The following is a 12,576-nucleotide window of genomic DNA, read 5'->3' on the forward strand; positions in this document are numbered from 1 at the left end:
CCCCGGGCGATCGTAGATGAGCGAAACGAAGATCAATTATGTGGGGCCTATTCCACAACTCCTTCCATCTGGTCGGAAGACAAAAAAGTGGTGGGAGCATTTGCCGGTTGGGTTTTTGAGCGTCGTTGTGGCGCCGACTATGATTGTTGCTTTCTATTATCTTTTCCTTGCCTCGCCGCTCTATGTGTCGGAGGCACGATTTGTCGTAAGGCAGGCTAACCAGCCCCAGACCTCGGCCTTGGGTTTTGTTCTTCAAGGCGTTGGTCTATCGGCGTCAGCGTCTGATGCGTTCGCAGTTCATGAATATGTTCTTTCGTCAGACGGGGTCGCTGAGCTGCGACAGCGATTCGATCTTCGCCGGATTCTGGCGCCACGTGGCAGCGATCCGCTGACCGGCTGGCCGCGTTTCTGGGAGGGTGACTCTGAGGAGGGGATGCGTAAGGCTTTGAAGCGATTTGTCGTTACGGGCTTCGATGCGACGACGGGCATCAGCACCCTGCGCGTCGAGAGCTTTGACGCAAAAACCGCCCAGGCGCTGAATGCAGCGATGCTTGATGGCGGCGAGCGTCTCGTTAACCGCATGAATACGCGTGCAACAGATGATGCAGTTCGTGACGCCAAACGTAGCCAGGACGAGGCGCGCGCTAGGCTGTCAGACGTTCAAGCTCAACTTGCTGCTTTTCGCAACCGTGAGCAATTTATAGACCCGGCACGCACCGCAACGGAAGGGTCTACGCTTGTTGGCAATCTGTTGGCGTCTCTGGCGACCTTGAAGGCGGAGCGCGCTCAGCTTGCCGCAGATGCGCCACGCAGTCCCCAACTGCCGATGCTCGACTCGCGGATTGCGGCTTACGAAAACCAAATCGCTGCCGAGCGCGCGAAGATTGCCGGGTCTTCAAACTCGCTGGCCAGCAAGATCAGCAGCTACGAAGATCTGTCCTTGCGGCGGGAGCTGGCAAACAAGGAGCTAGCCGAAGCTACGGCTGGCGTCGTCACAGCAGAGCAGGAAGCCAGACGTCAGAAGCTCTACCTCGAACGCATCGTCAGCCCGAGCTATCCCGACAAGCCAACCGAGCCCCGTCGTCTTATTGCGATCCTAACTGTCCTTTTCTCAACGATGTTGATCTACGGTTTGGGCTGGCTGATTTGGGCCGGCGTGCGTGAGCATCGTCAGTTGGGATGACCGACATCATCCCCGCTGACATCGGCTTGCTCGTACAGAGTTTGAGCAGAACCCATCCGGGCGCGCATAAGCCCCTATTCACAGATCTCAATCTTTCGTTGCGTCGCGATGGTAGACTGGCCTTGCTCGGTCGCAACGGCCAAGGGAAGTCGTCCTTCATCCGTATGCTTGGCGGGATCGACCGCCCGACGGAGGGCAAGATCACATGGGCTATGACGTCATCGTGGCCGATCGGCTTCGCGGGCGGCTTTCAGGGATCGCTCACGGGCGTTGATAATGTGAGGTTTCTGGCGCGCCTTTATGATCGGGACTTTAAGGATTTGATGGCGCGCGTTGACGACTTTGCAGAGCTGGGAACAGCGATGCGGCGTCCTGTTAAGCAATACTCTTCAGGCATGCGCGCACGGCTTGCCTTTGGTCTTTCTCTGGCTGTCGAGTTTGATTGTTACTTGATCGACGAACTCGTCGCCGTTGGCGACGCCCGGTTTCAGCGCAAATGCCAAGAGGAGCTCTTCCAAAACCGCGCAAGTCGAGCGTTCGTAATGGCGTCGCATAACACTGACATGATTGCGAGTTACTGTGACCAAGCTTTGATAATCGAAAGCGGCAAAGCAAAACTATTTACCGACATTGAAGAAGCTGTTGAGGTTTACACCTGGTTGCGTGCAGCGTGACTGGCGACGGTTCTGGCAGTATCTGGTTCCTCGTCCCTCCCTGCCGTGTGCGTTTTGCTCGACGTAAAGCGATTGAGTCAAATACAGACCTAAATGCAGGGCAGATTGCGGAGTGTCATGGTTCACCTAACGTTGTGGACTGCCTCGTGGAAACCGCTTTTTCTCTTGGGTTTTTCGCTGCGGCGTTTTCCTTTCGAGAGGAGGAACGTCTTCAGTTAGGGAAGTTCATTGCTCATGAACCTAGATAAGACAAGTTGGTCGCCAGAAATATTTAGCTACGACGTAAAATCTGTTGATCTGGCGCGATCAGGGCAACCCTTCGATATCACGGGGAAGCCACGATTTCTAATCTCTGGGCCCTACCTCACCGTGCCAGCAGGGATTTGGAAGGCGAAGATCACGCTTGGCTTCGATGATGGCGCGAGCCGCTCAAGGTTCAGGATCGATTGGGGCGAGGTTGAGTCGTATCAATCACAAGAAATCTACCCTGGCCGGCCGGGATATTTTGAAATTGTCATGTCCCACCAATGGCTTGATGCCGCACCTGCGGAAGTGCGGTTGGTCCAGCTAGAAGGTGTTTTTGACGGCCACGTGACCTTCGGAGGGGTCGAAATCACCGCAGGCGAAACCCACTCCGTATCGGACGAAGCCTGAAATCAACGACTTTGCGAGTCAGGCGCCTTCCCAGTCAGGGCGGCGTAAGCCTGCTCCAGGCATCGACCTAGTCCACGGACATTTCCGGCCGGCGCGTTACGACGCGGTCCAGAACGCCTTTCGGTTCACCTTCCTGCGCCAGCCGGTGGATTTGCTTCTGTCGTTCTATTTCTTCTTGCGCACCATGCCGCACCAGGGACTGGCCCTGCATCGCAGGTTCCTGGATGAGCAGCCGACGCTGGAAGTCTTCGCGACATGGGCGCCGATCCAGAGGTTGACCTCGGAAACCTTCTTCGGCGGCTACGACATGCGTCGCTTGGACTTCATCGGCTTTCACGAGACGCGTGGACCGGACATGCTGCGGCTAAATGCGCTCGCGGGACTGCAACTCGAACCCGAGCGACGCGACAATGTGACGATGAACGGCGATACTGAGCGCGCCGAAATCCGGGCCGACGTGCGGCGGATGGTCGCACTACGCGATCTGCTGATCGATGACGTCCGCTTTTACGAGACGCAGCGAAACGCCCGCGCCTGATGGCGCAACCTATCGCAGCCGTGACGTGTCCAGCGCCGGATGGACGTGTTGCAGGCAGATGCGGATCTGCTCCAGCACCTGATCCTCGGATCCTGCCCAGCCCTCGGTTTCCAGGCGCAGCATCCGGGCCAGCGAGAACTGTTCGGCCGCTAGGCTGAACTGTTGGGCCAGTTGCAGCGCATTGGCGTATTGCAGCCGCGCTTCATAGGCGAGAGGCTGTCCTTGAACCGTCGCCGCGATCGCCTTCTCGTCACAGGCCCATTGAACCTGTCAGGGCCACGGCCGCAAACGCGTGAAGGGACGCGCTTCTCGATCGAAGCGGGGATTGAAGAATGGATCTCGGCGGAAACGTTCGCCCCAGCGTCGCCATAGCAGGCGGCCCGCCGCTTCCGCCACCTTCAAACGCTCGCCGTCCCGGCTGAAACCTCGGCTCTTGGACTCGAGATGGTAAAGCGAGAAGTGAGGGTCGTAGAGGGTCTTCAGACCCTTGCTCCAAGCGCGCAAGCAAAGGTCAACGTCGTTGCCTTCGACCGGAAAATGCGCCGCGTCGAAGCCCCCAAGAGCCAGGAATTTGCTGGTTTGGATCGCCATACAGGCTCCGGTCACAGCGACAGCCTGATGGGTCAGAGCGTGTCGGCCCATGTAACCGGGGTTCGCAGCGGGCGCTCCGACGCCGTCATGAATGAGGAAGTTGGCTTCTCGGTCTCGCGCGATGAAACCTGCGTGCTGGAGCGAGCCGTCCTCGTAGAGAAGGCGAGCACCGACGCAGCCGACATCCGGCCGCTCGGCCTGAGACGCAAGCTCATCAAGCCAATCCGGACTGATGACGACGGTATCATTATTCAGAAAAACGAGCACCTCGCCGAGGGCCTGCTCGACCGCCAGATTGTTCATCAGCGCCCAATTGAAGGGCCCGTCATAAGGCAGGACGCGGATCAGGTTCTGCTCTCGCAATTTGTCCAGATAGGCGCGCGTTTCGGAGTCGTCGCTCGCGTGGTCTATTACGATGAGGTCCACCGCGACGGAGTTGTCCTGCGCCGATCTAAGAACGCTATCCAAGCACGGCTTTAGAAGCTCTAAAGCGTTGTGTGTCGGTACGATCACGCTCACCGCCCGTGAAGACGGCTGGCGCTTTATGCGAACGGCGCCCTCTACGTCCGCGCCGAAAAGGTCTTGACCCAGCTCTATCGATACTTCCGAAGCATCGCTCAGACTGGATCGTACATGGTTCCGCCAGAGTTCGGCGTCTACCGAGGGGCGAGCGCGATGGGACGTCAAGACGGCCGGGATATGCGCAATCCGCGCACCCTCTTGCGCCAGGCGTAGAACAGTCGCAGCCGGAACCAGCCGATCACCAAGTTCAGCAGGCGCTTTGCCAGCCCTAAAGGCGACGCAGTCTCCGACGTAGGGCCACTGGCACAGAAGATCCAGGTCGAAGTCTGGCCTGAGTTGAGGGTCGTGTCGAAGCGCTGCTTCGCCCCCAGGGACAAAGACATCGGAATCGGCGTAGGCGGCCATTATAGCCTCGTCTTCGAAGGCAGACGAAAAACTCGCCAGAGCCGTCGGCGCCAACACGCTGTTGGCCGACATGATGAGGCAGATATCGTATGTCTGATCCGCGTGCTCGCCTGTTGCCGATATCTGCGCCGAGGGGAACCCCATCCCCGACAAGCGAAACCTTCGGGAGCGTAGGTGCTGCTCGCCGTGCGCATCAAGCCCGCCCACCTCTAGCGTCCAATGCCGGTGCGTTTGGTCAAGGACTGACCGAACGGCGTCTTCAATCTCGTCCGGCCCCGCGCCCTTGGCCATTAGCGACACTAGAAAGCGTCGCCTTTCGCCGCCAGACATCTCAGCGCCTTCTGCGCATCCATAGGTGGAGGCATACTCTCCATATGCCGACAGCGGGAAACCGAGCCGAGAAATCGCTGTCGGTAGGGCCGATTGGATACGCTCGAGCGAGTCGCGCATCTTCCGGACTTCTGAAACGAGCGCATCGTAGGCCTCTGGCCCATTCGGCAATCCGGTCTGCGTCGCTGTTGCTAGACTGCGACCTGTTTCTGCGTCACGTATTTCCAACGAGGCCGTGTACCGGTTCGGGAAGCCGGTATGAGGCAATCTGAACTCGAAGGCGCCGCTTCCTCCAAATCGATCCTGCAGATCGCGCCGGAAGCCGCCGGCTATGGCCGAGGATACGAATCGCCCTTCCACCCAGAGCTCAACCCGTAGTGCCCGGTCGAATGCCTGCCTGTCCACAGCCCAACCCTGAACCCAGTCGGCGTCGATGCTCTCGACCTCAGCAGTTCTTCTGAAGAGCCCTGCGTTGTCGGTGATGTAGGTCAACCCATCCCACGCGTCAGAGGTAAACGGGCGCGCGGGGCTGAGGCCAGACCAAGCTTGGAAGTTCGGATCTGTGAATAGCGTCTGGTAAAGTGCTGGCCAGAAGATCTCTTCCCGAAGCCTGTCGGCTGCGGCCTTTTCAACCGGCAGTCGATCGGCAAGCCACGCTCGTACCCAAGCCGGCACGTCCTCGGCAACCAGACCGCCCGCTGGAAGCCGCCTTTCAGCGAGATGTGAGCTCACGCGATCGCGAAATTCTGGCCCGTCGAAAAAGATGCCAATAACAAATGGCAGATCGTGGCCAATAAATGCCTGCACCGCCGCTTCATCCGGTGTTCGCCCCAGGACGAAGGCGTAAATGGCGACCACATCCTCCTGCGTGGCGCGCGCATGTTCGCCTCTAGATTTTTCACAATGCATCTTACAGCCTTGCCCCTCTGCGGCGGTCCGCCTAGCATTGCTTAGTGTGTAGCCAAAACCTTTTGCGACACCACCGACATTCTCCTGAAGCGGATTGACTTGTAGCGATTCATGTGGAGAACGCCGCTATTCAACTGCGCACGACTGAGGCTATGGAATTGCTAGCTAAATCGCTTTTCAAGAAACCTAACGCGACGCCCCTTATAAAGGCCGGGGACGCCGCTCGCGATGCGCAAAACTGGCTGATGGCGGCGGAAGCATATGGTAAGGCGCTCAAAATCAAGCCGGAGCGCGCCGATATTTGGGTGCAGTTGGGTCACGCTCGCAAAGAGGCCGGTGATCTGATCGGTGCCGAACAGGCTTATCGGCAGGCGCTGAAGCTGGAGCCTCGTGTTTACGACACTCACGTGCAGATGGGACACCTGCGGCGCCTCGAAAAGCGTCTTCCAGAGGCGGCGGGGCACTACCTCGACGCCGCTGAAATCGATCCAAGTCAGCGCTATCCCCTAGAGGCCGTTATGGAGCTCAGCTCGCAGGGCGTTGATGTCGATACCGAGCGGGCGGGACGTCTAGCGAAGAGGTGGGGTTCATCCTTGACGACCGGCAGTGACCACATGTCAATCTCTGCGCAGCTGGACGCTGCGATCGCGCGGTTGGAGCCGTCTCTGCGGGCGGACAATTCGGCCTCCATACAAGCTTTGGCCGAAAGCATACGATCAATCGAGGCTAAGCTCGGCCAGCGTGGCGACGATCCGAAACGCGCTTTGGACGGCCTTCAGATAGTTTTTGACGTTTCCGACCTCGTGGGCTTCTTCAATGTCGCCCGCCTTCCGACTGGCATTCAGCGCGTCCAGATAGAGGTGATCTCCAATCTCCTCACAAGAGAAGGCGGTGGATCAAACGTCGCCGTCTGCACCTTTTCGAGGGATCGTGACCTGTGGTCAGAGGTTCCCGCCGATATCTTCCTGAGGCTGTGTCAACTTTCGCTGGAAAGCGGAGATGTGGCGGATGAGAATTGGTCCAGTGTGGTCAAGTCTCTGAGAGCAGTCACCGAGCTCTCGCCTGAGTTCCGGTTTCAGGAGGGCGCCTGCCTTGTAAATCTGGGAACCTCTTGGTGGCTCCAGAACTATTTTCTCCACGTCCGACGCGCCAAGGAGCTGTACGGCGTCCGATACGTTCCCTTCGTTCACGACATGATTCCTGTCATGACGCCGGAGCATTGCGTAAAAGAGCTGACGCAGGATTTTATCAGTTGGGCCCTTGGTGTGTTCGCTCACGCGGATCACTTCCTGACTAACTCGGAAGCTTCGAAACGAGACCTTATTACGGTCGCCGAGCAACTTGGGTATGCCCTCCAACCCCAGAACATTCACGTCGTTCGCCTGAACGCGGATTTTCGGAAGCCGACCATATCCGTCCCTACCGCCCAAACCTTATCGCGATATGGTTTGGTCGAGGGGCAGTACGTGCTTTTCGTCTCGACGATTGAGTCCAGAAAGAACCACCTCAGCGCGTTCAAGGCGTGGCAGGACTTGATCCGCCGGCGTGGCGCGTCTGATGTGCTGAAGTTGGTCTGCGTCGGCAACCGCGGCTGGCTGAACGACGCCGTCTTCTCCAAGCTCGAGGCAGACAAGGACCTGCAGAGCAAGGTGATGATTGTCTCAGGGGTCTCCGATCCCGACTTGGCTAACCTCTACAAGGCGAGCGCTTTCACCCTCTATCCGAGCACCTATGAGGGGTGGGGACTGCCGGTGACGGAGTCCTTCTGTTACGGCAAGGCCGCGCTCTTGTCAGACTCGTCGTCACTGCCTGAGGCTGGCGGTGACTTCGCCGACTATTTCCGGGTCGGGGACCAGGCCGAGTTCATACAGAAGCTGGAGCGGCTGATGTTCGACCTCCCCTACCGGAGGGAGCGAGAGCAGAACATTCTTTCGAACTTCCAACCGCGACCATGGCGGGAGTTGGGAGAGGACATCGAACAGCGCCTCCTGAGTTGGTTCACCGCTGGGGAGAGGGACGCACTGCCTGCCTCTCACGTGCCGACGCTGGGACGCTACTACCCTCTCAACCGAACCGAGGCGTTAGCCATCCATAGGACAATGGAGTCGGGCGAACGTTTCCGCAGCGGAACTGGTTGGTGGTTCCCAGACGACTGGGGCAATTGGACCAAGCCCGAGGGGGGCGTCCTCAAATTACGCTTTGAACCTGACTCCATCGGCAAGCCAAAGCGTCTTTATGTGCGCCTGCTTGGGCTAAGCGCGCGTTCACAACCCTATCGCATCGCGTTTGGCGGCGTCACGGCCGAGGAGGGAATGCTCGCTCCTCAGCAGAACCTTTGGTGTGTTGTGAACGTGCCCGTCGATGCGCAGGCCTCGGGAGAACTCGTGGTCGGTCTTCACGGAGGGGCTTACGATGACTTCGCTGCCACGACGAATGGACGGGACACCCGAAAGGGCGGCTTGGGTGTCTTTGGTTTCATGATATGTGATGCAGACGATTTGCTTTCGCGCGCCAATCTCATGGAAGCGATCGCTTTGGGTGGTGGACGTCTGCCAGGATTGGGCAGCTGATGACCGGGGTGGGTTCGAAGAACTAATCGGTGAGCCTTACGACCTGGCGAATGCCTCCGGCTCCGATGAGGGCCCATCCGGTCATCCTTCTCCCCATCATTACACCCGCATTTATGACATGCTGCTCCAGCCGCACCGGCACAACCTGACGAATATGCTGGAGATCGGCCTGATGGCGGGGGGCAGAGGTGGGCGGCGATGTTGATCGAGTCGTCCGTACCGCGCCCTCGGTCGACATGTGGCTGAAGTTCTTCCCCGAAGCTCAGGTGAGAGGCTTCGACATCAGTGACTTCGTGGGTCGAGCATCCCCGTTTCACTTTCGTTCGCGGCGACAGCGGGGTAGCGTCTGATCTCGAGAAGGCGGCGGCTCTAGGGCCGTTCGATCTCATCATCGACGATGGATCTCACGCTTCCTTCCATCAACAGCTTGCCTTCAAGGTCCTGTTTCCGAAGCTTCGTCCCGGAGGTCTTTACATTATCGAGGATCTGCAGTGGCAGTCGCCGTACTACGAGGATCAACTACCAACCACTCATAAAACGAGTGATGTAATCGACAGCTGGTTCAAAACTGGCCAACTGCCGGAGTTCTCGGCGCCGGAGCTAGATGGGCTGCATGAGCTTGGTGCAGAAATCGCATTCGCCACCGTGTTCAACCAGCCATTCTCACACGGAGCCGTTTACCCGAAGATGGCGGTCATCTACAAAAGCTTGGCCTCGACGACGTGAACCCACTTAGCCGGGGGTAAGCTTTGAGCGAAATTCGTCGCTGTTGACCATGTAATTTGCGACTGCAGACACGCCGTCGCGAATTCCGCGCCGTTCCACCGTTCTGATATACGAGTTGTCAGCTCCGCCATCTGCGGGACGCCCCAGGATGCCTTCATAAAGACCCGCGACGACGTCTACGGCGCTTACGCCGAAAGCGCTTTCTGCTTGCGTCGAATGCGGATCCAAGATGCGGGAAATCTCCTCGCGAATGTGGGCGACACGGGAGCGAAAATCGGTCGCATTCGAACGCAGATGCTGGCGTATAAAGGTCGCCCAAGCTGAGTTGATCAGCTCGGGTGATTCTACCCAGATTGCAGCCTCATACTCTGGCGAAGCGGCCAGAATTTCGTGCAGGATAGACTGATCGTCAGGACCGCCTTGGGGAAAGTTGGTCGCATGCTCGACATGTGGCCACGCCGCTAAGCAGCGCGCCTTCCATTCCTTCGCAAACCTCACGCCCACTTCATTGGACAGATTTAGGAAGAATACACCATCATTGACGTCCCACCAGTTATCCGACGCCAGAGATGATGTGAATATGGCGGCGTGATCCGCATGTGCATCGAGATAGCCCTCAACATCGAACGACTGATCCTCGATCCAAGCGTCGGCGTCCATATAGCACACCCAGCCCGTCAAACCTCGCTCGATCATTTCATCAAGAATGAAGACGCGATTGAAAGCCGCGTGCCATGGGTGAGTCCCCTTCTTGATCCCGAGGAACATTTCGTATTGCAGGCTCTTAGCCGCCGTGTACGCGATCACAGATTTTGAGGTAAGGCCTACCATCTCCGCATATTTGAAAGCGTCGGAGGTTTGAACAAAGATAGTCAAGGCAAGCTCCAGTATTACAGTTCGGCCGCCATGTACGCGTTTGGAGGCGAATGAGAACGGCGACGTAGCAGAATTCTATGGCGAGCGCGCCTCGCAATGTTCGCTCAGGAAAACAATTTTGCGACGTATGTGACACACCACGATTTCGCTTGTTCGATCATGTAGGGGAAGTCGAGGCGTCTGGCCGATGGGCTATTCACCACAAATGATCTTGGTCTCATGCGCGTGTAGGTTCCATTTTGGCTTCAGATGTCGAGCCTGTCGGCTCGGAAGGAGTAGAATGGCGGTACCTGCTGCGGTGGCTGCGCCGGTGTCAGGTTCGGCGCGCGCCTGAGAGCGTGGTCCTGGCCACAAGCGCTGACGGTTGCGCCAAAAGTGCAGAAGCGCCTCTCGTCGGTCGATGACAACCGAAAGGACGGTCGTCCCGAATGTCCACCAACCGCTTCTATCAATGCGTCGTTGCGGCGATCTGCAGTTGTTTTCTGCACGAGGTTAAGTCAACGTGCACGTGACATCCCCTTCTGACGGCGCTATCGGCTCAACTGATGAATGAATCGGAGCGCTGTATGCTCAACTTCAGTGGCCTGAACTGCTCTATCGACGTTTCGGCAAAATGTTAGGCATCGGAGGCGCTGATGGGTGAGAAGAGGGCTATCGTCGTGCTGGGCATGCATCGCAGCGGCACTTCATCTGTAACCGGCGCGTTGTCGCTTCTGGGCGCCGCTTCGCCTCGGACCCTGATGCCGGCAGCTGAAGATAACCCCAAGGGGTTCTGGGAAAGCCAGCCGCTGATGCTTTTACACGACCGTTTGCTAGCGGCGGGCGGATCAAGCTGGAGAGACTGGCGACCTTTCAACCTCAGCGCAGCGCTTGAAGCTGAACCGACCTTGATGGGCCAGGCGCGTGCATGCTTGGTCGATGAATTTCAGGAGGCTTCCCTGATCGTGCTCAAGGATCCACGCATTTGCCGTTTCCTCCCGTTTTGGTCGAGGCTTTTGAGGGACGCCGGGTACCACACAATGGTCGTTTGCCCGCTGCGACCCCCAGTCGATGTAGCGAACTCCTTGGCGTTTCGTAATGACATGGGGCTAGAAGAAGGTGGCCGCCTCTGGTTACGTCATGTACTCGACGCGGAACGATCCAGTCGGGACCTGCTACGCTACTTTGTGCATTGGCAAGTATTTCTAAGCGGATGGCGCGATCAGGTAAGACAGATCGACGCGAAACTTGGGCTGGGGCTTGAACTGGATAATCTCGACCAGCCGTCTCCCGTTGACGAGTTCTTATCACCAGAGCTCGTTCGTCAGACGACGTCTGGCATCGATCTTCATCCCTGGACCACAAACGCTTGGGATTGCCTTTGTGGTTTGGTGAACTTCAGCGACGACTCGGCCATTCAGGATCGTCTGGATGAGCTACGTTGGAAGTTTGATGAGGCTTGCAGGTTATTCCCGTAAAGATTGCCGGGTAAGGCGAGTTCATCAACTGGCCTTCTAAGCGACTTGAGGCGAATTCAACTCATCAAAGACATGGCACACCACAGGGGTGATTTAGAGTGGACACAGTTCTTGTTACCGGCGGCGCCGGTTATGTTGGCTCGCACACGTGCCTCGCTCTTTCGGAAGCGGGCTTCAAGCCCGTTGTCTACGACAACCTCTCGAACGGACACGCCGCATTCGTGCAGTGGGGTCCGCTGGAGAAGGGCGATATCCGTGACGCGGATCGGCTCAAGGAGGTCATCACCCGGCACCAGCCTAAGGCTGTGCTACATTTTGCGGCCCTGATCGAGGTGGGTGAATCTGTTCGGGAGCCGGGTCGTTTCTATGAAAATAATGTGGCTGGAGCCATTGCTCTGATTGAGGCCGTAAAGCGGTTGGGCGTCGAGTGCATGGTGTTTTCATCGACCTGCGCCAACTACGGTGAGCCGATGACGTTGCCGATGGCAGAAGACCACGTTCAGGTTCCGCTCAATCCTTACGGTCGGTCCAAGCTGATGATCGAGCAGGTCTTGGCGGATTATTCGACCTATACGGGATTCCGTTCAGTTTGGCTCCGCTACTTCAATGCTGCAGGAGCTGACGAAGAGGGGCGAATCGGAGAGCGTCATCGCCCTGAAACCCATGCGATCCCCCTAGCCTTGCAGGCGGTTTTGGGATTGCGAGCGGGGTTCAAAGTATTTGGCGATGATTATGAAACCCGGGATGGCACCGCGATCCGCGACTATATCCATGTGATGGATCTGGCGGACGCGCACGTCAGGGCTCTGCGCTACCTGTTGGATGGCGGACAAACGACGGCGTTCAATCTCGGCACGGGGACGGGTACGACAGTCATGGAGTTAGTCGACACGATTCGCCGAGGCACCAATCAGCCGTTCTCTATTGAGGGAGCGCCTCGCCGACCGGGGGACGCGCCATGCTTGGTGGCGGATAATCGCAAAGCCCGCGAGATTCTCGGCTGGCGTCCGTGGCGAAGCCTTGACGATATCATCGCGACTGCATGGCGCTGGCATGTGTCGGAGCGCGACGGCGCTGGCGCTGCATGACCAGAGGTTGCTCGGCAGGTTCAGGCGGCGGCTGTTCCCACTAGCAGAGCGCC

At 57.9% G+C, this 12,576-nt stretch carries 10 protein-coding genes; 8 read left to right on the forward strand and 2 right to left on the reverse strand.

All coding sequences use genetic code 11. From position 1 onward, the window contains the following. The first annotated feature begins 16 nt into the window (after positions 1–16). From DT343_RS12480 to DT343_RS12495, 4 genes are all read left to right on the forward strand, one after another. Positions 17–1,183, forward strand: a complete 1,167-nt coding sequence (locus DT343_RS12480; protein WP_112863147.1) for a chain-length determining protein — start codon at positions 17–19, stop codon at positions 1,181–1,183. Further along, the gene (locus DT343_RS12485) at positions 1,180–1,857 is read left to right on the forward strand and encodes an ABC transporter ATP-binding protein (RefSeq protein ID WP_112863148.1); all 678 of its coding nucleotides are present in this window, start codon (positions 1,180–1,182) and stop codon (positions 1,855–1,857) included. The genes DT343_RS12480 and DT343_RS12485 overlap by 4 nt, the downstream gene beginning before the upstream one ends. Positions 1,858–2,091: 234 nt before the next feature. After that, the gene (locus DT343_RS12490) at positions 2,092–2,511 is read left to right on the forward strand and encodes a hypothetical protein (protein WP_112863149.1); all 420 of its coding nucleotides are present in this window, start codon (positions 2,092–2,094) and stop codon (positions 2,509–2,511) included. Positions 2,512–2,656: 145 nt separating this feature from the next. Continuing rightward, positions 2,657–3,049, forward strand: a complete 393-nt coding sequence (locus tag DT343_RS12495) for a hypothetical protein (protein WP_112863150.1) — start codon at positions 2,657–2,659, stop codon at positions 3,047–3,049. Positions 3,050–3,319: 270 nt separating this feature from the next. Here DT343_RS12495 and DT343_RS12500 read toward each other — a convergent pair whose 3' ends face one another. Further along, positions 3,320–5,806 carry a glycosyltransferase family 2 protein gene (locus tag DT343_RS12500; RefSeq protein ID WP_112863151.1) on the reverse strand — a complete coding sequence of 829 codons (2,487 nt, stop codon included), beginning with the start codon at positions 5,804–5,806 and terminating at the stop codon, positions 3,320–3,322. Positions 5,807–5,919: 113 nt separating this feature from the next. On the opposite strand from DT343_RS12500, the gene DT343_RS12505 reads away from it, so the two are divergent. Beyond that, entirely contained in the window at positions 5,920–8,376 is a 2,457-nt protein-coding gene (locus DT343_RS12505; protein ID WP_112863152.1) for a glycosyltransferase, read from the forward strand. A gap of 285 nt (positions 8,377–8,661) precedes the next feature. Next, positions 8,662–9,102, forward strand: coding sequence for a class I SAM-dependent methyltransferase (locus DT343_RS12510; protein ID WP_112863153.1), 441 nt, complete (start codon positions 8,662–8,664; stop codon positions 9,100–9,102). Between the two features lie 6 nt (positions 9,103–9,108). Here DT343_RS12510 and DT343_RS12515 read toward each other — a convergent pair whose 3' ends face one another. After that, positions 9,109–9,978 (reverse strand): hypothetical protein, encoded by an 870-nt coding sequence (locus DT343_RS12515; RefSeq protein ID WP_112863154.1) that lies wholly within the window; start codon positions 9,976–9,978, stop codon positions 9,109–9,111. Between the two features lie 635 nt (positions 9,979–10,613). Here DT343_RS12515 and DT343_RS12520 point away from each other — a divergent pair. Both DT343_RS12520 and galE read left to right on the forward strand, forming a co-directional pair. After that, on the forward strand, positions 10,614–11,435 hold the full coding sequence (locus DT343_RS12520; RefSeq protein WP_112863155.1) for a sulfotransferase family protein: 822 nt from the start codon (positions 10,614–10,616) through the stop codon (positions 11,433–11,435). A gap of 98 nt (positions 11,436–11,533) precedes the next feature. Continuing rightward, positions 11,534–12,523, forward strand: a complete 990-nt coding sequence (gene galE / locus DT343_RS12525) for a UDP-glucose 4-epimerase GalE (RefSeq protein WP_112863156.1) — start codon at positions 11,534–11,536, stop codon at positions 12,521–12,523. Positions 12,524–12,576: the final 53 nt, after the last annotated feature.

Source organism: Brevundimonas vesicularis, from assembly GCF_900445985.1.
Taxonomy (GTDB): domain Bacteria; phylum Pseudomonadota; class Alphaproteobacteria; order Caulobacterales; family Caulobacteraceae; genus Brevundimonas; species Brevundimonas vesicularis_D.

What these genes read in the sequence shown, in the direction of transcription:
- DT343_RS12480 (WP_112863147.1), top strand. Translation starts at nt 17, where the DNA reads ATGAGCGAAACGAAGATCAATTATGTGGGGCCTATTCCACAACTCCTT.
- DT343_RS12485 (WP_112863148.1), top strand. Translation starts at nt 1,180, where the DNA reads ATGACCGACATCATCCCCGCTGACATCGGCTTGCTCGTACAGAGTTTG.
- DT343_RS12490 (WP_112863149.1), top strand. Translation starts at nt 2,092, where the DNA reads ATGAACCTAGATAAGACAAGTTGGTCGCCAGAAATATTTAGCTACGAC.
- DT343_RS12500 (WP_112863151.1), bottom strand. Translation starts at nt 5,806, where the DNA reads ATGCATTGTGAAAAATCTAGAGGCGAACATGCGCGCGCCACGCAGGAG.
- DT343_RS12520 (WP_112863155.1), top strand. Translation starts at nt 10,614, where the DNA reads ATGGGTGAGAAGAGGGCTATCGTCGTGCTGGGCATGCATCGCAGCGGC.